At 69.5% G+C, this 25035-nt stretch carries 24 protein-coding genes and 1 pseudogene; 9 read left to right on the top strand and 16 right to left on the bottom strand.

The window, feature by feature from the left end; translation table 11 throughout:
• The 5 genes from QH270_RS05990 to QH270_RS06010 form a co-directional block, all read right to left on the bottom strand.
• Positions 1-491 (bottom strand): hypothetical protein (locus QH270_RS05990; protein WP_280339388.1); only part of this gene is annotated, 491 nt, incomplete at its 3' end.
• The gene (locus tag QH270_RS05995; RefSeq protein WP_280339389.1) at positions 469-2805 is read right to left on the bottom strand and encodes a PEP/pyruvate-binding domain-containing protein; all 2337 of its coding nucleotides are present in this window, start codon (positions 2803-2805) and stop codon (positions 469-471) included. The genes QH270_RS05995 and QH270_RS05990, both read right to left, overlap by 23 nt.
• Positions 2802-3077, bottom strand: coding sequence for a hypothetical protein (locus tag QH270_RS06000; RefSeq protein ID WP_280339390.1), 276 nt, complete (start codon positions 3075-3077; stop codon positions 2802-2804). Before QH270_RS06000 ends, QH270_RS05995 begins: the two co-directional genes overlap by 4 nt.
• Before the next feature lie 234 nt (positions 3078-3311).
• Entirely contained in the window at positions 3312-4916 is a 1605-nt protein-coding gene (locus QH270_RS06005; RefSeq protein ID WP_280339391.1) for an ABC transporter permease, read from the bottom strand.
• Positions 4913-5824 (bottom strand): ABC transporter ATP-binding protein, encoded by a 912-nt coding sequence (locus QH270_RS06010; RefSeq protein WP_280339393.1) that lies wholly within the window; start codon positions 5822-5824, stop codon positions 4913-4915. Before QH270_RS06010 ends, QH270_RS06005 begins: the two co-directional genes overlap by 4 nt.
• 165 nt (positions 5825-5989) lie before the next feature.
• Here QH270_RS06010 and QH270_RS06015 point away from each other — a divergent pair, with 165 nt between their 5' ends.
• Entirely contained in the window at positions 5990-6550 is a 561-nt protein-coding gene (locus QH270_RS06015; RefSeq protein ID WP_280339394.1) for a flavodoxin domain-containing protein, read from the top strand.
• Between the two features lie 67 nt (positions 6551-6617).
• Here QH270_RS06015 and QH270_RS06020 read toward each other — a convergent pair whose 3' ends face one another.
• The 3 genes from QH270_RS06020 to QH270_RS06030 form a co-directional block, all read right to left on the bottom strand.
• On the bottom strand, positions 6618-7682 hold the full coding sequence (locus tag QH270_RS06020) for a hypothetical protein (RefSeq protein WP_280339396.1): 1065 nt from the start codon (positions 7680-7682) through the stop codon (positions 6618-6620).
• A 175-nt stretch (positions 7683-7857) separates the two neighbouring features.
• Positions 7858-8853 (bottom strand): Acg family FMN-binding oxidoreductase, encoded by a 996-nt coding sequence (locus QH270_RS06025; RefSeq protein WP_280339397.1) that lies wholly within the window; start codon positions 8851-8853, stop codon positions 7858-7860.
• 27 nt (positions 8854-8880) lie between these two features.
• Positions 8881-9543 carry a DUF2267 domain-containing protein gene (locus QH270_RS06030; RefSeq protein ID WP_280339398.1) on the bottom strand — a complete coding sequence of 221 codons (663 nt, stop codon included), beginning with the start codon at positions 9541-9543 and terminating at the stop codon, positions 8881-8883.
• A 417-nt stretch (positions 9544-9960) separates the two neighbouring features.
• Here QH270_RS06030 and ppsA point away from each other — a divergent pair, with 417 nt between their 5' ends.
• From ppsA to QH270_RS06050, 4 genes are read left to right on the top strand one after another with little or no spacing between them, the layout of a single operon-like run.
• Positions 9961-12264, top strand: coding sequence for a phosphoenolpyruvate synthase (gene ppsA, locus QH270_RS06035; RefSeq protein ID WP_280339399.1), 2304 nt, complete (start codon positions 9961-9963; stop codon positions 12262-12264).
• 40 nt (positions 12265-12304) lie between these two features.
• Positions 12305-13048, top strand: a complete 744-nt coding sequence (locus tag QH270_RS06040) for an SDR family NAD(P)-dependent oxidoreductase (RefSeq protein ID WP_280339400.1) — start codon at positions 12305-12307, stop codon at positions 13046-13048.
• Positions 13045-14568 carry an AAA family ATPase gene (locus tag QH270_RS06045; protein WP_280339402.1) on the top strand — a complete coding sequence of 508 codons (1524 nt, stop codon included), beginning with the start codon at positions 13045-13047 and terminating at the stop codon, positions 14566-14568. Before QH270_RS06040 ends, QH270_RS06045 begins: the two co-directional genes overlap by 4 nt.
• A gap of 25 nt (positions 14569-14593) precedes the next feature.
• Complete coding sequence (locus QH270_RS06050) at positions 14594-15502, top strand: universal stress protein (protein WP_280339403.1); 909 nt, start codon at positions 14594-14596, stop codon at positions 15500-15502.
• An 87-nt stretch (positions 15503-15589) separates the two neighbouring features.
• Here QH270_RS06050 and QH270_RS06060 read toward each other — a convergent pair.
• A pseudogene (locus tag QH270_RS06060) lies at positions 15590-16954 on the bottom strand (SulP family inorganic anion transporter); the annotation flags it as partial.
• A gap of 57 nt (positions 16955-17011) precedes the next feature.
• On the opposite strand from QH270_RS06060, the gene QH270_RS06065 reads away from it, so the two are divergent.
• Positions 17012-17605 (top strand): hypothetical protein, encoded by a 594-nt coding sequence (locus tag QH270_RS06065; protein WP_280339405.1) that lies wholly within the window; start codon positions 17012-17014, stop codon positions 17603-17605.
• Positions 17605-18129: a flavodoxin family protein gene (locus QH270_RS06070; protein WP_280339407.1), complete on the top strand. Its 525-nt coding sequence runs from the start codon at positions 17605-17607 to the stop codon at positions 18127-18129. The genes QH270_RS06065 and QH270_RS06070 overlap by 1 nt, the downstream gene beginning before the upstream one ends.
• A gap of 39 nt (positions 18130-18168) precedes the next feature.
• On the opposite strand, the gene QH270_RS06075 is transcribed toward QH270_RS06070, so the two are convergent.
• The 3 genes from QH270_RS06075 to QH270_RS06085 are packed head-to-tail and all read right to left on the bottom strand — an operon-like array spanning position 18169 to position 20473.
• On the bottom strand, positions 18169-19170 hold the full coding sequence (locus QH270_RS06075; RefSeq protein WP_280339450.1) for a zinc-binding alcohol dehydrogenase family protein: 1002 nt from the start codon (positions 19168-19170) through the stop codon (positions 18169-18171).
• A 16-nt stretch (positions 19171-19186) separates the two neighbouring features.
• Positions 19187-20164 (bottom strand): sigma 54 modulation/S30EA ribosomal C-terminal domain-containing protein, encoded by a 978-nt coding sequence (locus QH270_RS06080; protein ID WP_280339409.1) that lies wholly within the window; start codon positions 20162-20164, stop codon positions 19187-19189.
• Positions 20165-20215: 51 nt separating this feature from the next.
• Positions 20216-20473: an SHOCT domain-containing protein gene (locus QH270_RS06085; protein WP_280339410.1), complete on the bottom strand. Its 258-nt coding sequence runs from the start codon at positions 20471-20473 to the stop codon at positions 20216-20218.
• A gap of 251 nt (positions 20474-20724) precedes the next feature.
• On the opposite strand from QH270_RS06085, the gene QH270_RS06090 reads away from it, so the two are divergent.
• Both QH270_RS06090 and QH270_RS06095 read left to right on the top strand, forming a co-directional pair.
• Entirely contained in the window at positions 20725-20979 is a 255-nt protein-coding gene (locus QH270_RS06090) for a hypothetical protein (RefSeq protein WP_280339411.1), read from the top strand.
• A 98-nt stretch (positions 20980-21077) separates the two neighbouring features.
• Positions 21078-21707, top strand: a complete 630-nt coding sequence (locus QH270_RS06095; protein WP_280339413.1) for a hypothetical protein — start codon at positions 21078-21080, stop codon at positions 21705-21707.
• On the opposite strand, the gene QH270_RS06100 is transcribed toward QH270_RS06095, so the two are convergent.
• The 4 genes from QH270_RS06100 to QH270_RS06115 all read right to left on the bottom strand — a co-directional run bounded on the left by QH270_RS06100 (position 21649) and on the right by QH270_RS06115 (position 24928).
• Positions 21649-22353: a hypothetical protein gene (locus QH270_RS06100; protein WP_280339415.1), complete on the bottom strand. Its 705-nt coding sequence runs from the start codon at positions 22351-22353 to the stop codon at positions 21649-21651. The genes QH270_RS06095 and QH270_RS06100 overlap by 59 nt on opposite strands.
• 94 nt (positions 22354-22447) lie before the next feature.
• Positions 22448-22774, bottom strand: a complete 327-nt coding sequence (locus QH270_RS06105; protein WP_280339417.1) for a spore germination protein GerW family protein — start codon at positions 22772-22774, stop codon at positions 22448-22450.
• A gap of 90 nt (positions 22775-22864) precedes the next feature.
• Positions 22865-23833, bottom strand: a complete 969-nt coding sequence (locus tag QH270_RS06110) for an Acg family FMN-binding oxidoreductase (RefSeq protein ID WP_280339418.1) — start codon at positions 23831-23833, stop codon at positions 22865-22867.
• A 192-nt stretch (positions 23834-24025) separates the two neighbouring features.
• Positions 24026-24928: a universal stress protein gene (locus QH270_RS06115; RefSeq protein WP_280339420.1), complete on the bottom strand. Its 903-nt coding sequence runs from the start codon at positions 24926-24928 to the stop codon at positions 24026-24028.
• Between the last annotated feature and the right edge of the window lie 107 nt (positions 24929-25035).

Consider the following 25035-nt stretch of genomic DNA (forward strand, 5'->3'; position numbering starts at 1 on the left):
TCCACGGGGTTATTCGCCACACCCCGCGCCGGGCGCGCGGGGGGTTTGGTAACCCGCACCACCCGGGGGGCGGCGCCCGCCCAATCGCCGGCGGCCCCCACCGCCACTGCCAGCGACAGGCTCAACAGCCACGCGATGTCGGCCACCCAGCCCGGCTGCTGGAAGAAGTTGGCGACCGATCCGATCGTCACGTAGAGAGCTCCACCCGCGAGCGTGAGCGCGATCAGCAGATAGACCGGCCGCGGCCGCAGACCGAGAGCCGCGGCGTTATCGGGTGCGCGGGTGGCCGTGGTCATTCGTGCGACCGCGTGCCCGGCGATGCCTGCTCGTTTGGCACGCGAGGCCTCATCGCTGCTACGCAGGAGCTCGCGCAACTCGCTGGCCAGCCAGAACAACAGTCCCACGCTCATGATGGCGGGAACGAAGATGTGCAACCGATCGACGCCGAGCAGCGCGGCGCGCGCGCGGTCACGCGCTGAACTGGTCATCATCGGAAGGTCCTTCGTCGAGAAGTGTCACGGTCCCCGCGGTGCCGTCGACTTCCACGAGGCGGCCGTCGAGGGCGCGGGCGACGCCAGGGAGGTTGAACACGGCGGGCACGCCGAACTCACGCGCCAGGATGGCGGCGTGCGACAGAGGGCCGCCTTGCTCGATCACCATCGCGCCGCAGCGCATGAGCAACGGAGCCCAGGAGGGATCCGTCGTTGTCGCGAGAAGAACCTCGTCGGCGTTCAGCGGCTGATCCGGACGAGTCACGCGACGTGCGACACCACGGAACCGGCCGTTGCCCGCGGCCCAGCCGCGCAACTGACGCCCCGTCGCGGCCTCGGCGGGTGCGGCGCTGTCGGAGTCGCCACGGAAGCGCTGTGGCAGCGGGTCGAGCTGCTCCTGGCGGAGCACCCGGCGCCGTCGGCGATCCAGCACCGCGGGCACCGGCACCTGCTTGGTTCGCGCTGCCGCCCGGAACTCACCGGCGGTCAGCAATTCGACGTCCGAGGCCGACTCGAGTACACCGTCGCGCACCAGACGACGCCCGAGATCGAGATGAACACGGCGGATCTCCCCGCCCAGCAGCAGAATCGCGGCCTTGGCTCGTTCGCGGCGCTCGAACTGCGCACGAGCCTCGTGGGTGAGTCTTTCCACCTGACGCAGCCGCACCCAGCGACCGATGTCGGTCCTCGGGCGCCGCGGCCCCGCATCGATCATCTCCATGACAGTGTCGACCGCGGCCGACTCCACCGCATGCGGTGACCCGGTGGGCGGTTCCTGCCCGGACTCGGCCCAGGTCGGGCCGACTGGTATCGCCATGGATGCGCGCGGACTCGGGACGATGACCGACTCGGGGACCGTGGCTGCCGCAGCCAGACGTGCCGCGTCCTCGGCCGGGCCGAACCGGGCGAGGAGCAACCGTAGGCCTTCGTGAATGGCGCCCGCGTCCGCCGCGACGGTGATCTCGGCGGCCATCGCCCGGGTGGCCAGATCGATCAGCGCGAGATGGTAGCGGCACAGCTCGTCTTCGCCCAAATTCGCCAATATCGTTGCCGTGCGGTCGATTTCCTCCGCTGCGTGGATCGCGACGTCGGCATCGAAGACGGCGCGGCGACGGACACGCGCCGCGCGAGCTCGGTGACGTATGGTCGCGACGCGGTCGGTGAGTCCTCGCGACGCGGGATTGGGCGCGATCGCCGAGCCGGTGGCCCCGGCGTGCAGGGCCGCACGCCCGTGACGCCGAACCAGCAGGCGGTGCGGCGCGGTCATCGTGTCGAGCGGCCGCGTGCCGAGTCCGTCGAACATCGCCCGTAGCGCCTCCTCGACGACGAACGAACAGACGTCCCAGCGCAGCGGCGGCAGCACGCCGGGGAGCATTTCCGCGATGCCCTCGGTGGTGAAGTCGCTTCCCGTCAGGTCACGCGCGGCTGTATCGAACGGATCCTCATCTGCGGCGCGCACAGTGATCGGCCGGGCCTGGACGATCCACAGCCTGAGCCCGTCCCAGGCCCACTCGATATCCTGCGGGCACCCGGCACGCTGCTCGATCTCGCGCGCGACCGCGACCAGTTCAGTGGCTTCGGCCGGGGCTTCGGTCGGCACCTTCCCATCCGACACGAGCAGGACCCGCGGCGTCTGTTTGCCCGAGACCAGCGTCTCCGCCAAGCCGTGCACGGTCTCGATCCGCGCTGTCCCGGTGGCGCCGGTGGGGTCCTGGGTGAACAGGACCCCGGCGCGGACCGGCGGCACCATCGCCATGATCAGCGCGGCCATCGCCACATCCGCGTCGCCGATACCGAGTGCACGACGGTAGGCGCGGGGCGCCGGGTGATGCAACGAGGAGAAGACCGACAGCACAGCGCTCTCGACGGCCGCCCGGTCGGCGGGGTCGACATCGAGAACGGAGTGGTACTGACCGGCGAACGACGAAGCGTCCATGTCCTCCACCGTCGCCGAGGAGCGCACGGCGACGGGCTTGCCCGCCCCCACCCGCGCCGCGACCGCGCACACCTCGTCGAGGATGGTCCGGGGAAGCCCCGCGCGGGAGAACGCGGCATCGACCTCCGACGCGAGCGCCGATTCACCGCGCTCGAGACGCGTCAGCAATTCGGCCACCTCGGGTCGGCGGGCAACGACGCGGTAGGCCGCGGCCGTCACGCAGGCCGCCGCGGGAACCCGGACGCCCCAGCCGATCAGTCGGTCCAGCGCCGCGGCTTTGCCGCCGACGAGGCTGCCGCTCAGCCCGGTGCCCGACAGGATCAACACCTCGGCCCGGTCAGCCGACGCGGCGGCGCCCAGTGTGTCGACGCTCGTCATGCCGGATCCTTCTCACTGGTGAGACCGCTCCGGTAAGCGGCGACGGCACGATCGGCTACCCGCTCCACCGGTTCGTCGCCCGCGGCGGCACGATCTTCGAGCCATCGAGCCAGATCGTCACGGAGACCGATGGATCGGCGCGTGCCGGACAGCCGCAACGCCGCCGCGGCGGTGAGCACGATGCTCGCGCCGAAGACGACCACCAGATCCCAGTTGCGGCCGGTGGCGGCATCGATCAGCCCGATGAGAGAGATCACGCCGACCGTGATCATCAGTCCTCTCGCGTGGTCGCCGGCCCTCATCGCGCGGATCCCGGTCCGGTGCGAACATTCGTCATCATGATCTCCTCGAATCGGACGGGGGCGATCGGTCAGCTGCCGCCGCGCCGGCGTCGTTTCCCCAATTCGACCAATCCGCTGGTCATTTCGTTAGGGACCCTGGTCCTGGCCACAGATGCCTTTCGCCACCGGTGATCCCGGCATCCCGGCCCCGCCGTTGTCACCGGGTCAACGGCCGATGTCGCGATGCCGGACGCCCATCGCGGCGACACCGGTCGCGACGACCGTCACGGCGAACAGGACCGCCGTCGCCAGCGCGTCGGGACGGTGCAGCGGCACGAGCGGCAGGTGCCGCAACGGCGAAGCGCCGGCAAGCCATCCGGGCAGGTCGAACGCGTCGATGAACAGCAGAGCGACCACGACGTACCCGTAGTAGGTCCACCCGAGAAGCGACGCGATCCGCGGTGCCCAGCCGAGGAAGACCGCCGCCGCGGCGACGACGACCCAGACCGCCGGCAGGTACGCCAGCGCCGACGCCGCCAGCCGCAGTGCCTGGAAAGGTTCGCCGACGCGGAGGCCGTGGGCCAGGCCCTCACCGAACCCACCCGCGCCGAGCACCATCGCGCTGCCCGCCGCCGCGACCGTCACATAGCCCAGGAGCCAGCGGGCGCGGCCGACCGGTCCCGCCAGGATCAACTCCGATCGGCCCGTGTCCTCCTCCGACCGTGCGCGCAAGACGGCGGCCACGCCGCACGCGGCGGCCAGCAGCGCGCTGATCGTCAGTGTGAAGGCGAGATACGAATCGACCGCGTCGTCGACGGCTCCCCCGAGATAGGCCGCCAGTTCCGGGTTGTCGGCCAGGAACTGCTCGATGCTGTCGGCGAAGGAGCCGTAAGCACCGCCCAGCACCGCGGCCCCGAGGGCCCAGGAGAGGACGGCGCCTCGCTGTAAGCGCCAGACCAGACCGATGGGGGACCTCAGCAACGGCGAGGCCTTCGCACGTCCGGTTCGGTAGCCGAACAATCCGGCGCCGAAGTCGCGACGTCGCGACAACCAGAGCGCGGTGGCGCTCAAAGCCACCGAGGTCGCCGCGAACAACGCCAGCGGCCACCAGCGGTCGTCGACATAGGGGAACGTGCGCTGTCCCCATCCGATCGGTGAGATCCACGCGACCGCGTCCGTGCCGGTGTCGCCGACGGCCCGCGCCACGTACATTCCCGCGATCAGCGCGGTGACCGTGCCATAGACGCTGCGCGGGTTCTCGAAGATCTGCGCCGCGACCGCCGTGGCCGTGGCGACGGTGAAACCGATACCCGCGATCGAGATACCGACCAGCAGTGAACCCGACACCGGCAGGCCGCTCACCACCGCGGTGCCGAACACCACCACGGCCGCGACGGCGTCGACCGCGAGCGCGCCGAGGAGCGCGGCGACGAGGATGGCGCGCCGGCCCACCGGCGCCGACCGGATCAGCTCGGCGCGTCCGGTCTCCTCGTCCGAGCGGGTGTTGCGCCCGATGAGGAACATGTTCATCAGCGAGACGACGATCGCCAGATAGGCGAAGATCTCGAAGACGACCTCACCACCCACTGTTTCCAGCAGGCGGGTGGGGCCGCCCATCGCCACGACGGCCGCGTTGGCCTCCATCGTGGCGCGCAACTGCGCCAGCTTGGCGGGAGTGTCGTAGAAGTTCTGGCTGCTCACCGCTTGCAGACCCAGCAGGGCCGCCGTGCCGAGCAACCACCAGGGCAGGATCCGGCGTTCCCGCCGCATCGTGAAGCGGAGCAGGGTGCTGACGCCCGCTGTCCCGGGATCGGCGACCGCGGTGCTCACGACGCCCCCGCCGTGGCCGGGTCACCGGTGTAGTGACGCAGGAAGATGTCTTCCAACGTCGGCTTCGCACTGGTCAAAGAGACGACACCGAGCTCGGTCAGCGCGCGCAGCACACGCTCCAGGTCTGTGGCGTCGACGTCGAAGCGGGCGTGCCGGTTGTCGACCGTCAGATTTCGCACGCCGGCCACGCGCGCCAGCGCGGTGGCCGGCCGCTCGGTCTCGACGTTGATCGTGGTGCTGCGCAGATGTCGCAACTCGGCCAGCGTTCCTGTCTCCACGGTGTGGCCGCCGCGGACGATACTGACCCGATCGCACAGCGCCTCGACCTCGGCGAGCAGGTGACTCGACAGCAGCACCGTACGACCCTCACCGACCAGCTCGCGAACGCACAGCTGGAATTCCCTCTCCTTCAACGGGTCCAGGCCCGCGGTGGGTTCGTCGAAGAGGAACAGCTCCGCGTCCGAGGCCAGCGCCGCGACCAAGGCCACCTTCTGGCGATTCCCCTTCGAGTAAGCGCGCGCTTTGACCGCCGGGTCCAGCTCGAAACGGGCGAGCATCTCCGCGCGTTTGCGCGGGTCGATGCCGCCCCGCAGTTCGGCGAGCAGATCGATCGTCTCGCCGCCCGTGATTCCCGGCCACAGGGTGACCTCGCCGGGCACATAGGCCATCCGGCGGTGTACAGCCACCGCGTCGGTCCATGGATCCGAGCCGAACACGCGAACCGTTCCCGAGTCCGCGCGCAGCAGGCCGAGCAGGATCCGGATCGTCGTCGTCTTGCCCGCCCCGTTCGGCCCGAGGAAGCCGTGTATTTCGCCGCGGCACACGGTCAGGTCGAGCGCGTCCAATGCCACGGTCGGACCGAAGGACTTGCTCAGCCCCGAAATGCTGATGGCAGGATCGTGAGTCATCGTCTGATCGTCCCGCGCCGCCGGATCCCGGTGGAGTGCCGAAGGACCCGCCGCCGACCGCGTTGGTCACTGCCTGACGACCGCGTCGCGTCGGTGCCATTGGTCCCCGCAAGACAGGCATACCGGCTCTGCTCTGAGTCGGCCTGTCCGAGCGAAGCTGGCACCATGACTCCCACACCTTCACCCCATGTCGCGATCCTGTTCGCCACCGCGCAGGGCTCCACGCGAGACATCGCGGAGTTCATCTGCGAGGAACTGGTGTCCCGCGGCGCACACGTGGAACTGCGCGACATCGAGCACGCGCCGGACCTGACGGGCATCGGCACCGTCATCATCGGCAGCGCCATCCACGACATGGATCTGCTCCCCGAGGCCAATGCCTATATCCGGCACAACCTGCCCACCTTGACCGCGAGGGAGGTCTGGCTGTTCACGGTCGGACTCGGCCCTGCCCTTCGCGGGCCGGTCGGCCGGTGGGCGGGACGCCAGATTCCGCGCAAGGTCGGCGCCGCCATCAGCGCGCTGCACCCTCGCGAGTACGCCGCGTTCGCCGGGAAGTACGAACGCGAAGGAGTGTCCTGGCGCGCCCGCGCGATGTTCCGGCTGCTCGGCGGAACCCGCTACGGCGACCTACGTGACTGGGATGCCGTGCGGCGCTGGGCGGGCACCGTCGCCGACAGTCTGCAACTCCCCCAAGCCTCCGCCATCAACACCGCCCATCCCTGACCGTGCCACGCGATCGCACCGGTAGCGACGGTCCACTCGACCGGGCGCCGCCGGTGCGGACGGCGGTTCATCGCTCCCCGGACAACACGGGCGTGGCCAGGAGGGCGGCCAGGAACCAGCCGGTCACCGCCGCCATCACCGCCGCCATGAGGATTCCTCCCACGAGGCCGATGACGACGACGAGACCGAACGGCTGACCCGGCTGCCACAGCGGAGTGGTGAGGGCGAAGAACGCCGCCAACCCGCTCAACCAGGCCAGCGCGGTGCCCACGATCCAGCGATGCGCTCGCGCAACGAACCGCTTCAGCACGGCCCACTGCGCGACCCCGATCGACGACACCAACGCCGCCGCAGCCATCAGACTCAGCGCCGCCGACACCGCGACAGGCCAGCGCGCCACCGTAGCGCCGACCGCCACCGCGGTCAGCGCGATCGCCCAGGCCACCGTAGCGCCCAGGGCGGTCGCGGTCGTCCACACGCGCGCCCGCAGGCCAGGCACCACCCGCACCAGAACCCGCGCCTGCGCGACCCCGAGCACTGCGCCTTCCACGGTCCCCGCCGCGAGCAGCGCCACGATCGTGACACCGAGCGAGGCATCGCGCACCAGCGTTCCGACCACCGCGGGAGCCGCGAAACCCAGCGCCTCACCGACCGTCACCGAGGTCATCCAACGCCGCCAGAACGCGCTCGGCGTCCGCTCCGCCTGGGTATCACTGTGTCCGCGCCGGCGCCGGGGCAGCTCGATCACCACCAAAGGATCGTCCACCGGAACCGCACAGCGGGGGAAAGTCTGTTGATAATAGGCCGCCAGCTCCTCGTGCTCGAGCGAACCCGGGTGGGCGACATGCGCCACACCGTCCGCCCAGCGGCCGCGCAGCCGGATCGATACGGGGTGTGGCAGAGCGAAATTGCGCCACCAGGTCTTGGTCTCGGAGCGCCCCACCCGGACGACGGCGAGATCGCCCACCCGCGCGTACGCCACCGGTAGCGCGATGCGTCGTCCGGTACGCCGTCCCCGGTAACGCAACTCGGCCATGGTCGGCACGCACCGCGCGATCCACGGTATGCCGAGAGCCGAGACCAGGAACGAAGCCCCGATGCCAGGGGCGTGAAAGTTCGTCGAGACGCTCATGATCGGATCATCGCCTCGCCACCACGCGCGTCGCCAGAAGCCGAAGTCCCTGTCCCGAGGGCACTTCGGACGCTGAGCCCGCTCACACGCCCGTGTATCGAGCACCGTGGCGCCGGATGCCGAAGTTCGCACGACGGGACCGCATTCGTTCTCCCCGTGCTTCGATACCTGGCTCTCATTCCGAGGACCCGGCGGCATCATCGATGTCCAAGATGCTGTCGACAGGGCGCCGAGCGGTCCGCGGGGGCGGCGGCGTCCGGGCCCCGCCGATCCGGACCAGCACCTGCGGATGACGCTGCCCCACCAGCTCTGCCACCATCGCGCGCGACGACGGCAGCTCGGTCACGTGGGAGACGGTGCAGGTGGACAGGTCGTGCACCGTGCACTCGAGCAGTATCGCCGACAGCGTGTATCCACAATCCAAGACAGCCTCGGGCGAGTCGCTCTCGGTCGACAGCACGATCACCCTGGCCGCGTCGTCGGCGTCGGAATCCGGGGAAACGGCCGAACCGACGGGAAATTGCCGCCCCAGCGGAACGCGGCCACGGTCCGCCGCGGAGGGCAACGCGGCTGCGGGGACTCCCCCGCCACCCCGGTCTGGGCCCGAGGTCCACCAGCTCAGTTCGGCACCGTATTTCGGGTCGTATCGGCGTAGTCGCCCAGTCAGCTCCGAGATCCGGTGCAGCGCGCCGACACCGTCGCCGTCCAGGAAGGTCACCCTCGTGTGTGACCTGTCGCCGAGGAACTCCAGCACCTTCGGCGTAGTCACCCATTCGAGCGGCGGGTCCATGGGCATCCGGTCGCTGTATCGCCGGTCGATCGCCGCGGCGAGCTCCTGGTCGGCTTCTCGGGGCTCGTGCCGCGTCCTGGGTTCGATGGTCGCGACGTGGGCACGCACGGTCGGTGAGGGCATACGGGTGATCCGGGTATCCCAGCCCGCCGCCGCCCACGCGACCTCGCCGTGGTGCAGCATCACCCCGCAAGCGAGAATGCCTTCCCGGTTGAACGAGTCGGTGGCGGGCAGCAGCCGGTCCGGGTCCACGAGCAACGCGGCTCCGGTTCCGTCCCAGCGCCACCGCCAGGGTTGGCTGTTGTGCAGCGAGGGGGCTCGGGCTGCCCGCTCGTATACGGCGCGCACTGTCGCCAGGTCAGGTCTTCGCGCGATAGTCATCGAGAACCCCGTTTCGTTCCGCGCAGGTCAGAGGGGTACGCCCGCACCGAAGCCACTCGCGAGCAGGAGATCATGCGCACGGCGTGCGGATTCGGCGGTCCGCGTGGAGGCGTCGGCCTCGGTGGGCAATTGTTCGAGCCCGTGTGACAGTGCCATCACGGCCTCGGTGAGTGTCGTCACGTGCTGCTCGAGCCGCGTCAAACGATCCGGCTCGGGGCGTTCTTCCCCGTCGAGCGCGGGCACGTGCAGTTCGCCCGCGATATCGGTGGTCGCCCCGTACAGGAGGCGGAACAGCGTGATCGGCATCCCGGAGAACACGCGCGGGAGCAAGCCGGGCGAGAACTTCGCGTCCAGCGCGTAGGTCACCGCCGCCACCACGCCGGGAACGTCCGCCGGCTCGATCCCGGCTTCCCGGGCGAACTGCGAGCAGAACTCCCGCAGGCCGTGGCGCACCGGAAGGTGACTCGGTACCCAGTTCTCGAAGTACACCCCACGCAACAGTTCCGGCAGCTGCGCGGACAGATGCGCCGAACTGTCGATACCGACCCGATCGCGCACCGTGTGCAACCACGCACGCAGTGCTCGCAGGGCGAACCGGCGATCGTCGGTGTCGAGGCTCTCAGCGACGGCGCGGAGCCACACATGGGCCGTATGAACGGTCGGGGCCAGTGGATCGTGATGATTCGACATGGATTCTCCTGCTTGTCGACACGGGTGCGGCGCACGCGGCACCGGAAGTCGGCGCGATACCCCACGGAAGCCGTCTACATCAGGGGCTCGAGCCACACCGTCCACCACGCTGTGCCGGTGTGGCTGGGTGGGGACCTCGTTGTCACCCATCCCGGGGTCGTGCTCGATAGCTCCATCCTCGGCGCAGGGCCGAGCCGACCCCAGATCCGAAGGACACCGCCGTGAGGGCTGAAGGCCACCCGCGCCGGGGACTTCGCATCGCGCCGACCGGGACCCGGACGGGTAGTCCGTGTCCTGCTCCGGTTCCACCGAGGGACCAACGCCCGCACCCGCGCGGGACCTTCGACCGTATCGGGGCGATGTCGGTCCCAGCGAGGCTTGAACCGACATCGACACCGACCGGGAACGGGGACCGAGATGGGCGAATTCGTCGCAGATTTTCGGGAATTGCGGATGACGGACGCCGACCGCGCCGGCGGCAAGGGCGCGAACCTCGGCGAACTCGTCGCCGCGGACCTGCCGGTACCCGCCGGTTTCGTCGTACTGGCCGCCGCCTACGAACACGCGATCATCGACAGCCCTGTCGGAACAACTCTGGGGCAGCTACACGACCAGGCCCTGGCAGCGGTAAGCGACACCGCTCAGCTCGCCCACCTGTGCGAGAAGATGGCGGAGATCGTCCGCTCTGTCGACCTCGATGACGCGATCCGCGAGTCCGTCTCGACGGCCTATCGCGCGCTCGGCGATGAGATTCCGGTCGCTGTGCGCTCCTCGGCGATCGGCGAGGACAGCGCGGGCGCTTCCTTCGCGGGGATGAACGTGACCCGCACCAACATTCGCGGCCGGGACGCGCTACTGGCCGCCGTGGTCGACTGCTGGGCGTCGCTGTTCAGTCCGCGGGTGCTGACGTACCGGGCTCGTCGCGGGATGCGCGGCCGCCCGGCGATGGCTGTGGTCGTGCAACGGATGGTCGATGCCCGATCCGCCGGGGTCGCCTTCACCGCGGACCCCGCGACGCGGCGACGCGATCGCGTCGTCGTCGAAGCCGCGCGGGGGCTGGGCGAGGTCGTCGTCTCCGGAGCGGTCGAGCCCGACACCTACCTGCTCGACGCGACGGGCCCGACCCTGCTGCACACCAGGACCGGACAGCAGACCTATGCGATCGTCTCCGGTCCGCACGGTGACCGCCGGGTCGAACTGGATGCCACCGACGCCGCCTCTGCGGTCCTGACCGACGAGCAGGCCAGGGAGGTCGCCCGACTGGCGCTCTCGGTGCAGGCCCACCACGACGGCATCCCGCAGGACGTCGAGTGGGTCTTCGACGACACGGGTGCTCTCTGGATCGTGCAGGCGCGACCCATCACGACGCCGACCGAGAAGGCCGGCGAGCCGAGCGCGGGTCCCGCCGGCCACGCGGCGCTGGTCCAGGGCATCGGCGCGGCGCCCGGTATGGCGTCCGGGTTCGTTCGTGTGCTGGCCTCGCCGGAACTCGGGGAGCAGCTGCGCAAGGGCGAAGTCCTCGTGGCGCCGATGACGAATCCGGACTGGCTACCGACCTTGTCGCGTGCCGCGGCCGTGGTAACCGACAGCGGCGGCATGACCTGTCACGCCGCCATCGTGGCACGTGAACTGGGAATTCCCTGCATCGTCGGTGCCCGCACCGCAACGTCGACTCTCGTCGACGGCACCCGGGTGACGGTCGACGGTTCCACCGGGCGGGTCACAGCCGGCGCCACAGAGGTCCCGCTACGGCCTTCGGCCGCACACGTCGAACCGCGTAGATCCGCCACCGAGACCACCGCGACCAAAATCTACGTCAACCTGGCCACTCCCGATACCGCCGCGGCCGTCGCCGCGCAGGACGTGGACGGCGTCGGTCTGTTGCGCGCCGAAACCTTGCTGACCCGCGCGCTCGACGGCCGTCACCCCCGCGATCTCCTCGCACGGGGCGAACAGCAGCAGTTCATCGACCGGCTGGGTGAGTCACTGAGCCGAATCGCCGCGCCGTTCGGCGCTCGACCGGTGATCTATCGCACCACCGACTTCCGCAGCAACGAGTTCCGCGCGCTGCGCGGCGGCGAACGATACGAGCCTGTCGAACACAACCCGATGATCGGCTACCGCGGCTGCTATCGCTACGTCCGTGAGCCCGATCTGTTCGGCGCCGAACTCTCGGCGCTTGCCCGCGCCCGCCAGGACAACCCGAACCTGCACGTGATGATCCCGTTCGTGCGTACCCGCTGGGAACTGGAAGCGTGTCTGGAACTCATCGACGCCAGCGCTCTGGGACGGCACCGTGGCCTGCACCGCTGGGTGATGGCCGAGGTGCCCTCGGTGCTGCACTGGCTGCCCGAATATGTCGGCCTCGGCATCGACGGTGTCTCCATCGGCAGCAACGACCTGACTCAGCTGATGCTGGGTGTCGACCGCGACTCCGAAGACTGCGCCGAGCTGTTCGACGAATCGGATCCCGCGGTGCTGGACGCCATTTCCCGGATCGTCGGGACCGCACGGCGCCTGGGTATCACCTCGTCACTGTGCGGCCAGGCGCCCTCGAACCGGCCGGAGTTCGCCGAACACCTGGTGCGCATGGGCATCACCTCGGTGTCGGTGACGCCGGACGCGGTCGCCGCGACGCGCCGCGTCGTCGCGTCCGCCGAACGCCGAGTCCTTCTCGACAACGCGCTGGCCACTCCCACGGTTCGCCCACGCCCGGCCTGAGCACCCATCTTCGACAACCGACAGGAAAGGCTCGATCATCATGACCGATCTACACGGACGCAGCGTCGTCGTCACCGGCGGCGCGCGCGGCATCGGCGCGGCCGTAGCGCGTACCCTCGTCAAAGCAGGAGCGGGGGTCGTCGTCGCTGACCTGCTCGAACGAGAAGGACACGAGACCGCCGCCGCGCTCGGATCCCAGGCGATGTTCTGTCATCTCGACGTCACCGACGAGAGTGAATGGCGGCGGGTTCTCGACGATGCCGAAGCGAACTTCGGGCCGCTCGCGGTGCTGATCAACAATGCCGGCATTCTCGACTTCGGCGGTGTCGAGTCCGAATCGCCCTCCCGGTTCCGCCATGTTCTCGACGTGAATCTCGTCGGCTCCTGGCTCGGCATGCATCTGGCCGCACCGCGACTGCGCGCCGCCGGCGGCGGTGTGATCGTCAATGTCTCCTCCACCGCCGGTCTGATCGGGTATTCCGGAATCGCCGGCTATGTCGCGAGCAAGTGGGGGCTCCGGGGACTGACCAAAGCCGCCGCGCTCGAGCTCGGCGCGGCGGGCATCCGCGTCTGCTCGGTGCACCCGGGACCGATCCATACCCCGATGACCGCCGACATGGATCCCGGTGTTGCCGCGGGACAGCCGCTTCCACGCTTCGGCGAGCCGGAAGAGGTCGCCGCGATGGTCGGCTTCATCGTCACCGAGGCGACGTTCTCCACCGGCTCGGAATTCGTGCTCGACGGCGGCGCGACCGCGGGCGCCTCGCTGGTCCTTCCTTCATGAACCCCGCGCAGTGCGCTGCGGGGCCACCGCCGGCCCAGGTCTGTGAAACCCACACCGGTGTCGTCCTGCTGTGCGGCGAGCGGGCCTACAAGACGAAAAAGCCGCTGCGCACCGACTTCCTCGACTTCAGCACACCGGCACTGCGCGAACACGCCTGTGCCCGTGAACTGACGCTCAATGCGCGGCTCGCACCGGACGTCTATCTCGGGGTCGCGCATCTGAGCGACCCCGAGGGCGGCCCGGCCGAGCCCGTGCTGGTCATGCGCCGCATGCCCGCGCACCGGCGCTTGTCGGCACTGCTCGCCGCGGACGAGCTTCCCGCGGCGGATCTCACCGCGCTGGTCGACCTGCTGGCGGACTTCCACCGCACCGCGCGACGCGGCCACGACATCGACCGAGAAGGCACCGCGGACGCGCTGCGGGCCCGGTGGCGGGCCCTGCTGGATCCCCTGCGCTCCGGGCCCGCCGAACTGATCGAGCCGGACCTGCTCGACCGGATCGACCGGCGCGCGATGACCTACCTCGAGGGCCGGGCCGAACTGTTCGAGGACCGGATCGCGCAGGGGCGCATCGTCGATGGCCACGGTGACCTCCTGGCCGAGGACATCTTCGACCTCGACCACGGCTTCCAGGTCCTCGATTGCCTGGATTTCGACGATCGACTGCGCTACGTCGACGGCCTGGACGACATCGGGTTCCTCGCGATGGACTTCACCTATCTCGGCCGTCCCGAGCTGGCCGACGCGTTCGTCGCGAACTATCAACGCGCAGTGAATGATCCAGCGCCCGAGTCGCTGCGCGATCACTACATCGCCTATCGCGCCGCGGTACGTGCGAAGGTGGACCTCATCCGCGCCGGACAGGGCGATGCCACCGCAGGCGTTCGGCTGGGGCGGCATCTGCGCATCGCCGCGGAGCGACTCGACCAGAGTGCGGTGCGACTGGTCCTGGTCGGCGGGCTGCCGGGAACCGGAAAGACGACGGTCGCCACCCGCCTGGCCGAGCGGACCCGGGCGACGCTGCTCTCCAGCGACCACCTGCGCGCGGAGTTGGCGAGCACCGGGCAGATCGACGGCGGTATCGGCCGATTCGGAGCCGGGCGGTACTCCCCGGCCCACCGGGCCCGCGTCTACGACGAACTGCTCGACCGCGCACGCGGGCTGCTGGCCCGTGGCGTCTCGGTGATCCTCGACGCGAGCTGGACCGGACAGGAGGATCGCCGCCGCGCAGAGACGCTGGCCGGCGACGTCGCCGCCGAACTGATCGCGCTGCGATGCGCCTGCCCCCGAGACCTCGCCCACCAGCGCATCGGTGACCGACGCGGGAGCGAGTCGGACGCGACCGCCGAGATCGCCGACGCGATGGCGGCCTCCGACGTCGCCTGGCCCGGCGCCGGCACGCTGGACACCAGCGCACCACTGATCGAGACCGTCGCGGTCGCCGAGGAGGCCTGGCGCCGCGGCGCGACCTCGTCCACTCCCCCGGAGACCGCCCGCGCGACCGCAGACCACTCGGCGTGAACATCCCCGTACTCAGGAGACGACCATGACACAGCACACTGAGAGCCCGCATCAGATCGCCTCGGCCGCGATCGTCGTGGGAATCGATGGATCGGAAGGATCGATCAGCGCCGTTCGCTGGGCCGCACGCACGGCCGCGGATCGCGACCGTGCCCTGCGCATCGTGCACTGCGCCGAACCGATCGCCGATCGAACGCCGCGCAGTGCTTACGACGCCTTCATCTACGCCACCATGCAGGACATCCGACGCGCGGCCGAACAGATGCTCGCCGCCGCCGCCGACGAGGCGCGGGCCGCCGCGCCGACGGTGACTCTGACCACCGAACTCGCGACCGGACGGACCGCCCGAACGCTCATCGAGGCCTCGGCGCACGCGAATCTGGTCGTCCTCGGCGCGACTCGCACCGCGGGCGCGATCGCCCATCTGGGATCCACCCTGCTCGCGGTGACCGCACACGCCTATGGCTCCGTCGTCATCGTGCGCGGACCCGATCCCGAGCGCCAGGACGGTCCGGTGGTGGTCGGGGTCGACGGCAGCAGCGTCGGTGAACCCGCGATCGGCGCGGCGTTCGCCGAGGCCTCGCTGCGCGGCGGTGAACTCGTCGCGGTACACGCGTGGAGCGATCTGTCGGAGGGGCAGTTCGGCGGTGTCGACTACCTGGCGATGCCGGTCGACGACTTCGCCGTCGCCGAGGAGGCGCTACTGGCCGAACGACTGGCCGGTTGGTCCGAGCAGTTTCCCGATGTGGCGGTCCGGCGCGAGGTCGAGGTGTTCGGGCCGCGCGAGCGTCTGGCCCGGTGGTCACAGACCGCGCAACTGCTCGTCGTCGGTAGCCGAGGTCGTGGCGGTTTCCGCGGTCTGCTGCTCGGATCGACCAGCAACTGGCTGGTTCAACACGCCGAGTGCCCGGTCATGGTCGTGCATCACGACTGACCGGTGTGGGCGCGAGTCCTTCCCCTTCGGTTCGTCCACCGGGGATCTCGGGCCGGTGCGGGTACGTTCGGTCGACGCGGTCGCCGCGCGAAACGCCGCGACCGCCGTCGCCAGCGTCGGGAACAACCGTTCGGGACCGATCCGCTCGGTCAGCCCGCAGGCGTCGAGGTCGTCGCGCAGGTCCTTTTTGACCCGGGCCAGCGCGAAGACCACTCCGCGCCCGGACAATTCGGCGCGTACCTGCTCGACGGCGTCGAGCGCGGTCAGGTCCACCTCGACGTTCGCCTCGGCGCTGAGAACGAATTACCGCAGTTGCCCGCCGGCGGTTTCCGCCGCCGCGAGTGCTCGCTTGCGGAAGTCCTCCGCGTTGGCGAAGCACAACGGAGCGTCATAGCGGTAGATCACCAATCCCGCGATGCGGGTGGCGTCGGGGTAGTCGTCCACGTCGTGCATCCCCGCCAGGTGCGGGACGAAGCCGAGCACGGCGTCATGCGCGTGGGCGATGCGCCGCAGCAGGTCCGACACCGACAGGGCGATCGCGACGAGGACGCCGTAGAGGACGCCGAGAGCAAGGACCGCGACCACCGTCCCGACCGCGAGCAGGAGTTCGCTGCGGCGAAATCGCGCCAGCCGCACGAACTCCGACACCTCGATCAGCCGGAGCGCGGCGTAGATCACCAGCGCGCCCAGCGCGGCGACCGGGAATTGCGCCAGCAGGTCGGTCGCGCCGAACAGCACGGCCAGCACGACGGCACCGGTGACCATCGCGTAGAGCTGGGTTCTGGCACCGAGCAGGTCCGCGATGGTCGTCCGGCTGCCGCTGCAACTCACCGGAAAGCCGTGCGTCAGCGCCGTGGCCACGTTCGTCGCCCCCAGGGCCGCCAGCTCGACATTCGGTCGCACATGGTCGCCATGGCGCGCCGCGAACGCACGACCGGTCAGCGCGTTGTCGGAAAATCCCACCACCGCGATGCCGACGGCGGGAAGCAGCATCACCGAGACATCGGCGAAAGCGAGATCGGGCAGACCCGGCGCCGGTAGGCCGGTCGGAACGCTGCCGATCACCGCGATGCCGAAACGTTGCAGTGACAACACCGAAACCAGCGCGGCCGCTCCCATGACGGCGATCAACGGCCCCGGCGCGCGCGGCAGCCACCGGGCCATGGCGAGCAACGCCACGAGTACCGATCCTGCCAGCAGCGCCGTCGCCGGATGCCACTGCTCGATGTCGGACACCAGCGAGCGCAGTTGCGCGAGCACCGTGTCGCCTTCGACCGGCACTCCGGTGACCCTCCCCGACTGCCCGACGATCTTCAAGCCCGCGGTGCCGGCCAGATAGCCGACCAGAACCGGGTGCGACAACAGATCCGCCAGCACGCCCAGCCTCAGCAACGCACCGAGCAAGCACAACCCTCCGACCAGCAACGCCAGCAGCGCGGCGAGCGCGGCGTAAAACGGTCACCGCGGCGACCACGTCCGACGTAGCCAGGAACGCCGATAGCCCCGAAATTGCCGCAGACCCGGCAGCAGACCCGTCACCATCGCTCCAGTGTCGACGCGGCGGTCCCGGTCGCGGGATGGCCGAAGGTCATCGGATCGGGACGCTGGTCCTCCGCGCCCAGGACCTTCGGCCCTGATCTCGGCCACGGCGAACCGGCCATGCTCGACTCCATGATCTCGATGTATCTGCGGCGACTCGACCCTCGCCGATCCGTCCTGCGCCTGCTCGCCGGCCTGATGGCGACCTGGGCGTTCGCCGGGTCCTTCGGGCTGATCACCGGCGCGGTGCCGCTGACCCCGGCAACCCTCGACCGAATCCCCCTCCACAGCCCGATCCTGTCGGGCGTGGCACTGGCCCTCGTGGTCGGCCTGCCCATGACGGTCGTGGCGCTGACGGTCGACGACAACGACGCGCACAACGCGCAGACGACATTGGTTGCCGCTTCCGCGCTGATCGGCTGGATTCTGGTGCAGCTCGTAGTGCTGCGCGAGTTCAACTGGCTACAGCCGGTCTGTCTCGTCCTCGCCTTCGCCGTTGCCGCGCTCGGTACGCCGCCACTGCACGACCACACCGACATCCGACCGCGAAGCGAGATGAACTGATGCGTGCGCAGGTTGTCTACGAGTCCATGTTCGGTAACACCGCGGCAGTGGCCGAAGCGATCGCGACCGGTCTGCGGTCGCGGTTCGAGGTGACAGTCCTTCCTGTCACCGAGGCGGTGAATCACCCGGCACCACAGGTGGATCTGCTCGTCGTCGGCGGTCCGACCCACGCCTTCGGGCTCAGCCGCACCGCCACCCGCCAGGACGCGGCGGGCCAGACCGACGACCCCGTCGAGATCGAGATCGGAATTCGCGAATGGCTCGACGCGGCGCTGCCCGTGCCGTCGCCACGCTCGGCCGCCGCCTTCGGGACCAAAATCGCCCACCCGCCCTGGCTGCCCGGTTCGGCGGCGAAAGGCATCGCCAAGCGCCTTCGGCACCTGGGCTATCACCTCGTGGCCGCCCCCGCTGACTTCCTGGTCGAGGACATGACCGGTCCGCTTCGTTCCGGTGAGCTCGAGCGCGCTACCGCATGGGCGGCGCGGCTGGCCGCCACCCGATCGATCCTGCCGGACACGCGATGACCGGATCAGTCGCACACTGCCGCTGGTAGGTCGGCGCGATCACGGCATCAGCACGGCGGCACCGTCGAAGCGGCCGAGCGAGAGATCCCGCAAAGCGCGGTCGGCGTGTTCGAGCGGGTAGGGATGGGTCGAGACCTTCAACCGGTACCGCTGCGCCAAGGTGAGGAACTCTCTGGCCTGCAGCCTGGTATTGGATGTCACACTGCGGATCTGCCTCTCCCGGAACAGGTGTCGCTCATAGTTCAGCGGCGGGATGTCGGTGAGATGGATACCGGCGATGGCCAGCGTGCCGCCCGCGTCCAGGGCCGCCATGGCGGGCAGCACCAACTCGCCGACCGGGGCGAACAGGATCGCGGAATCCAGCGGCTCCGGTGGCGCGTCGGCGGCGCCCTGCACCGAATCCGCACCGAGCGCCGACGCCAGCTCCCTGGCAGCCGGATCCCTGGTCATCACATGGACACGTGCACCCCGCGCCAGCGCGATCTGCGCGGTGAGGTGGGCGCTACCGCCGAAGCCGTAGATACCGAGCACCCCCTTCTCCGGAACCTCGGCGCGTATCAGCGCGTGGTACCCGATGATCCCGGCGCACAGCAGCGGAGCCAACTCCTCGTCGGAGTAGCCGGCGGGCAACGGCAGCGCGAAGTCGGCGGGAACAGTGGCGAATTCGGCGTACCCTCCGTCGGCGTCCCACCCGGTGTAGCGGGAGCGTGGGCACAGATTCTCGGCCCCGCGCAGGCAGTATCGGCAGACCCCGCACGTGTGTCGCAGCCAGGGGATGCCCACCCGGTCGCCCACCGCCACATCGCCGTCTCCGTCCGGGACGGATACGACCTCCGCGACGACCTCGTGTCCCGGCGTCACCGCACGTCGGTGGACGGGCAGATCGCCTTCCACCACGTGCAGGTCGGTTCGGCACACGCCGCAGGCCAGCACCCTGACCAGTAGTTCGCCGGCCAGGGGCGACGGCATCGGCTCCGCGCCGAACCGCAGCGGGGCAGACGACCCGACCGGACCGGGACGGACCGCGCGCCACGCTCGCATCATCTCGCCGCTCCTTTCACGCTGTGCCGTTGGTGTCGTATCCAGCCTGGCACGAAGACACGCGGTCGGTGGGAAGGCCGTGCCCGTACTCCGCGTCTGCCACCGGATGGCTCTTCTCCACCGGCTCATCGGCGATCGACAACGCGGCGAGTCCTCCGTCGTAGCGCCGATACAGCAGGGCACCCCGTCCGGATCCAGGGTCGGTGTAGAAGAGAAAGGGGAGGCCATGGTCGCAGATCCTGGCGGTGGCCGCGTGTTCATCCAAGACCGGAGCCGGATGTACATGCAGGGTCGGCACGGCCGGCCCCGCCGCAGACAACGCGCCGGGTGGCCGGAGATCATGTTGCCGTGCCAGCCGTAGACCCCAGGGCCCGCCACGGTAGACGATCGAGTCCTCGCCGGTCTCGCTGTCGGTGAAAAGGTGCACGTCGTAGTCGAGTGCGTCCATCGTCCGAATGGCCGCGGCCGGCGACAACACTCGCGGCGTGATCGGCTTGCGCCGGGTGAGCGGGCCGGGAAAGAGGACCGACGGCCGCGTCGACCAGGTCGCCGGCCACGGTCGCGGTGACCATCGCCGGGCACCGACGATCTGCCTTCGCAGCCGCTTCGCCACCAGGACAGCGACCCGATCGGCGGGAGCTACGGTCTGCATCCGTACCGCCGTGCCATCCAGCGCGAGGTTCACCTGAACCAGCAACGGACCGCCGCCATCGCCCGAGTCGCTCACCCGGACGCGCACGGCACGGTCGGCTCCGAGTTCTCGCAGAGTCCGGCCGATGGCGGTGCCCAGTCGTTCGATCTCGGCGCCGGGCACCGCGCCCCGAATGCTCACCATCGCCTCGGGCACAAGCAGGAACCGCGACAAGAGATCCGACGAACCCACGACCACACCTGTCCTTTCCGCTCGCCTGGCCACGGCGGCATCGAGCGCCCCTACATTCATCGCCGGGCCCGCACTCCGGACAGAGCCGAAGGTCCTCGCCGAGACGGTCACTGGTCCCTGATCTGCGCGACTGCGCGAGATACCCGGTACGCGGGCACGGAATCACTGTGTCGCGGCGGAACGCAGAACGGCGAGCCGATCCGCGTATTCCTTCGCATCGATCTCACCCCGGGCGAACCGCTCCGCCAGCACATGCTCGGCGCCCGGCGGCACCGGGTGCTGGCGGCGCCCGTTGTCCAGCCGGAACAGGTATCGCAAGGCGAGCACGAAACCAGCGATCAACAGACCCCAGAACAACACCATTCCGAAACCCATCCAGACATAAGCCCAGCCACTGACATCATGGTCGTACCAGTACATTTCAGTCTCCTTCCGAGATCCGAACCGCGTGACACGACGGTTCGCCGGTAGTGCCACCATCGCCCTTCCCGGCACTGTGCGGTAAGGGCCGACAGACACCATTCGAGGAGTACCAATTCCTCCCAGATGACCTTGGTCGAAGCTGTTGGGGACCAACGCCTCTCACGAGGTGACCGGCGGCGGCGGGACAGTGTGGGGACGGACCGCGGAAACCGTGTCGCGGTCTGACGAAAGACATCGGAGGAATCATCGTGAGCGACAGCACCACCACCGCCGCGTACCACAGCAAGCCGGGCGAGAGCCTCGCCGATCCCTACAACATTCCCGGGATTCTGCTCTTCTTCATCGGGATCGTCGGGCTCGCCTCCACCTTGACGGCAGCAGGGTACGGGTTCGGCGGATGGACCACGCTCGGGGCGATCGCCACGGCCGCGAGCTTCACCGGGAGCATCGCCGTGTTCGTCCTCGAACACGAGCGTCTGCGCAGACTCGCCGCCCGACGCTGAGAAGGCTTCGTCGACCACCACCTCGCACGTCGAGAACGGAGAGCACCGCCATTGTCCGACCGTGAGACCGTTCCCCGCGCACCGACGAACCCGCCGTCATGAGCACGACCGCCGCGCACCTGCTCCTCGTGTTCGCCGTCGTGTTCGCGGTGAACCTCCTGCCGGCGTTCGGCCCGCCCAACGCGCTGCTCGTGGTGTTCTTCGCGGTCAACGGGAACTTCCATCCGGTCCCGCTCGTCGTCTGCGCCGCCGTCGCCTCGGGTGCGGGTCGGTATGTCCTCGCCGCCGCCACCCGTCGCGCCGGTGGCCATCTCGGCCCGCGACGCACCGCCAACCTCCGGGCCGCCAGCGACTATCTCACCGCTCGTCGCGGCCGCAGATTCACCACGATCGGGGTGTTCTTCGTCTCCCCGCTGCCGTCGGCGCAGATGTTCGAGGCGGCCGGGCTCCTCGGATTGCGCCTGCTTCCGCTGACCATCGCGCATGTCATAGGCAGAATGGTCAGTTTCTCGCTGTACCTCAGCGCGGCCGAGGTCGCCGAGCGCAGTCTCGGCGAGACTCTGACCTCCTCGTTCACCACACCCTATGGCATCGCCGTACAGCTCGTGCTCCTGGTCGGTGTCGTCATGCTCGCGCGGATCGACTGGACCGAGTATCTACCCCACCGGCTCAGCGCGCGTCCTCCGGGCGGCCACGACGATGGCCCGGATACCGCCGCGCGGCAGTGACTATTCCGCTGGCGCAGACCAGAATCACCGCGACGGCACCGATTCCGATGCCGATGTCGATGGCCTTGCCCACATCACCGCCCTCACCGCGTAGCCCGGCGAGGAAGTCCTCGGAGAAGTAGGGCCGGTGCACCAGAACAGCGGCCGCCGTGGCGATGGCCAGCAGATCGGCCACGATCGACAGGGCGGTGACCGGCCACGTCCAAGCACGCACGAGCAGCTGCGCACCGGCGACCGCGATCCACAACACGGCGACCACCACGACTGCCGGCAACAATCGCGTCACCACACCGGAATCCAGTCCTCCCACGACCTCCGCCAGAAACGGTGGAGCCAGCGCGGGAAATAGACACACGGCGACGATCAGGACTGTGAGCGCGAAAACAAGGTCTCCGACGGCGTCACCGAGCGAGATCTCCCGCTTGTGTGGCACCGGCGCCAGGTCGTCCGGCCGCCATTCGGGCACGACCGCGCCCGGCGCGACGCGTTCGATCGCCGCGAAAACGACTGTCACCCAAAATGCGGTATACACGGCACCGGCGAACGCGGACGTCAGCCCGTCGCGAAGAACGTCGAAGACGGTGGGCGCGGATTCTCCGCCGAGGGCGGCCGTCAGCAGACTCACGCCGCCCACGACAATCGCCATCGCCCGCACCGCGGGCCACAGGACCCGGAGGTAGGTGTCGTACAGATGTGGCCCGATCAGCTGACGCGGCGCGCCGCGAACCCGTCGAGCGCGATCATCGGCGGCCGAGCGAACGAGCGCTGACGATGAGGGCGGCGATGACGACAGCCCCGACCACGGCGACGAGCCTGTTCACATCGACCGCGGGCTGCCAGCGGACCTTTCCGTCACGGATGACGAAGGCACCGACGGGCTTCGCCCCGACACCGAATCCGGCACCGGAGCCCGCCTCGCCCTTCGATTCCGATCCGCCGCCCCCGGCGCCGCCGGAGACAGCGGCCACGCCGATCACCGTGGTGCCGTCGCGTTCGACCGGCTCGGCGTAGACACGTTCGACGGTCATCGCGTCCTTCGCGGCGCGGAAAGCGTCATCGATCCTCATGGTTGTGCTCCTCAGGGTGTTGTCCAGAATTCGAGGGCCGGGCATCGGCTCCGCCGGGCGAGGGTCTCACCACCGCGGAGGCACGACTGTCTAGTCGTCTTCCACCAACAACTCCGTGAGGGGGCGTCGTGGTGTTTCCGGCGGCTTCCCGGCGCTCGTCGGTGCCCAGCCCACGCGCAGAATGGCCTGCGGATAGGCGATATCGTCGAGCAATCGGCGACGTATCCGCACACGCTGCGCGGGGATCTCGAGCGGCTCGGTGAGCAGGCAGGTGGCGAGCCCGACGCCGGTCGCCGTCAGCAGGATGCTGCTGATCGCTTCTCCCGCACGCAGTCTCGACACCCGATCGTCGCCGGAGGTACCGATCACGAGCAGGTCGGCGTGATCGGGTTCCTCTGCCGGATCGGTGTATTCGGCTCCGGCGAACAGCCTGGCCGGTAGGTCGTCGTCCAGGCGCGGGCTCAGCGTGTTCCGCGCGGGCACCCCGTCGACACTGCCATGCCTGCCCGACCACATCGCGAGTTCGAACCGATACGCCTCGTCGCCGGCGTGAATTCCGCTGGCGGCACGGGCGGCGGACCGCACCGATTCCCGGTCATCGATCCGGCGCACCACGGCACCTTGCGCCGCTGCCCGTTCGGTGAACAGACCGAGGTAACCAGCCGGGATCGGCCACGACGTGTAGTGCCGTCGATCGGTCCTGCGGACGCTGATCGCCTTGCTCATCTCGATGTCGAGCGGGGCGGGTCGATGCGGTACGAGCGTCACCGCGGCGAGGTGATCCGGGTCGGCGGGATCGGGGACCCGGTGGATCACCGCGGCCCATCCCATCGCCGCCAACGCCACCGTCAGATGGTGCAGAGCCGCGCCGCAGCTGATCACGGTGTCGCGCTGGTCGGGATCGGTCGCGGGCAGAGCGCGTTGCCGGTCGAGGTAGAGGTGGATGCTGTGGTCGGCGATACGCCAGCGCCACGGCTGAATGTTGTGCACGGACGGCGCACGCCCGGCGAGCGTCAGCGCCGCCTTCACGGTGGTGTCATCGGGGAGTCCGCGCTTCATGCTGTCCGTCCTTCGTCGTTTCGTCGCTTCACCGTCCCACCTCGATGGGGACGGGGATAAGGGCACGATGTCCCCGCTCACAGGGACTTCGGGCAATCCGTGGGCCGGGCGGTCGCGGATCGGCCACTCGCCTCGACGGCACTACCCGGCGAGGCGGCCATGGTCTGCCGTGGCCGCCTCGACTCGTCGCTGCTACGTCCTGTCGCGGACTACGACCATCGGAAGCTCTACCGAATGCAACAGCGCGTTGCTGGTGGAGCCGAGCAGCATACTGGCGAATCCACCGCGACCATGGCTGCCCACGACCAGCAGTTGTGCCGACGCGGACTCCTCCAGCAGCGCGCGTACCGGGCGGTTGGCAACGACCACGCCGCGCACGGCCACGTCGGGATAGCGCTCGCCGTACCCGGCCAATGCCTCGGAGAGTTCGGCTTCCGCGGTCTGCCTGCCCATCTCCCAGCCGAGCAGGGGCAGATCGGCGCTGGCGTCGCTGAACGCGTGGACCGCGACGAGATCGACCTTGCGGCGCGAGGCCTCCTCGAACGCGAACTCCACGGCGCCGACACTGTTGTCGGACCCGTCCACGCCGACCAGTACCGGCAACCCGGCAGTAACCGGATCCGTGGCGACGATGCCCTGGACCACGGCGACCGGGCAGTGAGCGTGCCGTGTCACCGCGGTACTGACCGAGCCGAGCAGCCCTCGTTGGAAGGCCCCGATGCCACGGCTGCCGACGACGAGGATCTCCGCCGTGATCGACCGCTCGATCAGCAACGGCGAGGCCAGCTCGAACGCGACCTCGGTGGTGATCGTGAGGTCCTCGTCGGGCACCGCGGCGCGGGCGACCCGTGCCGCTTCGCCGACCACCCGCTCAGCATCCGCCCTGAGCCATTCCAGATCGGCCTCGCCCAGCGACATTCCCGGACCGAAGCCCGTCTGGATGGCGGCAGAGGTGAGGATGTGCAGCGGAAGGTGATGCAGCGCCGCTTCGGCGGCGGCCCATGCCGCGGCCTGATAGGAATTGGCGGATCCGTCGACCGCGGCCAGCACCGGCCGGGGTCGGTGTTCGGTGGGCCGCGCCGTCTTCTCGGTCATCGTCGTTGCCTTTCCTCGGGGTCACCAGCCCGTCGCCGGCGTCGACATCGAGCATTCCCGGGATCGGCCGGCCACGGGCAGGGGCCAAGGTCATCGTCGGGGCGGGC

Source organism: Nocardia neocaledoniensis (assembly GCF_029868625.1).
Taxonomy (GTDB): Bacteria; Actinomycetota; Actinomycetes; order Mycobacteriales; family Mycobacteriaceae; genus Nocardia; species Nocardia neocaledoniensis_A.

Bases quoted from the DNA above. Each gene is read 5' to 3' on its own strand.
- QH270_RS05995 (WP_280339389.1), bottom strand. From the start codon at position 2,805: ATGACGAGCGTCGACACACTGGGCGCCGCCGCGTCGGCTGACCGGGCC.
- QH270_RS06000 (WP_280339390.1), bottom strand. From the start codon at position 3,077: ATGATCACGGTCGGCGTGATCTCTCTCATCGGGCTGATCGATGCCGCC.
- QH270_RS06010 (WP_280339393.1), bottom strand. From the start codon at position 5,824: ATGACTCACGATCCTGCCATCAGCATTTCGGGGCTGAGCAAGTCCTTC.
- QH270_RS06015 (WP_280339394.1), top strand. From the start codon at position 5,990: ATGACTCCCACACCTTCACCCCATGTCGCGATCCTGTTCGCCACCGCG.
- QH270_RS06020 (WP_280339396.1), bottom strand. From the start codon at position 7,682: ATGAGCGTCTCGACGAACTTTCACGCCCCTGGCATCGGGGCTTCGTTC.
- QH270_RS06025 (WP_280339397.1), bottom strand. From the start codon at position 8,853: ATGACTATCGCGCGAAGACCTGACCTGGCGACAGTGCGCGCCGTATAC.
- QH270_RS06030 (WP_280339398.1), bottom strand. From the start codon at position 9,543: ATGTCGAATCATCACGATCCACTGGCCCCGACCGTTCATACGGCCCAT.
- ppsA (WP_280339399.1), top strand. From the start codon at position 9,961: ATGGGCGAATTCGTCGCAGATTTTCGGGAATTGCGGATGACGGACGCC.
- QH270_RS06040 (WP_280339400.1), top strand. From the start codon at position 12,305: ATGACCGATCTACACGGACGCAGCGTCGTCGTCACCGGCGGCGCGCGC.
- QH270_RS06045 (WP_280339402.1), top strand. From the start codon at position 13,045: ATGAACCCCGCGCAGTGCGCTGCGGGGCCACCGCCGGCCCAGGTCTGT.
- QH270_RS06050 (WP_280339403.1), top strand. From the start codon at position 14,594: ATGACACAGCACACTGAGAGCCCGCATCAGATCGCCTCGGCCGCGATC.
- QH270_RS06070 (WP_280339407.1), top strand. From the start codon at position 17,605: ATGCGTGCGCAGGTTGTCTACGAGTCCATGTTCGGTAACACCGCGGCA.
- QH270_RS06075 (WP_280339450.1), bottom strand. From the start codon at position 19,170: ATGCGAGCGTGGCGCGCGGTCCGTCCCGGTCCGGTCGGGTCGTCTGCC.
- QH270_RS06085 (WP_280339410.1), bottom strand. From the start codon at position 20,473: ATGTACTGGTACGACCATGATGTCAGTGGCTGGGCTTATGTCTGGATG.
- QH270_RS06095 (WP_280339413.1), top strand. From the start codon at position 21,078: ATGAGCACGACCGCCGCGCACCTGCTCCTCGTGTTCGCCGTCGTGTTC.
- QH270_RS06100 (WP_280339415.1), bottom strand. From the start codon at position 22,353: ATGGCGATTGTCGTGGGCGGCGTGAGTCTGCTGACGGCCGCCCTCGGC.
- QH270_RS06105 (WP_280339417.1), bottom strand. From the start codon at position 22,774: ATGAGGATCGATGACGCTTTCCGCGCCGCGAAGGACGCGATGACCGTC.
- QH270_RS06110 (WP_280339418.1), bottom strand. From the start codon at position 23,833: ATGAAGCGCGGACTCCCCGATGACACCACCGTGAAGGCGGCGCTGACG.
- QH270_RS06115 (WP_280339420.1), bottom strand. From the start codon at position 24,928: ATGACCGAGAAGACGGCGCGGCCCACCGAACACCGACCCCGGCCGGTG.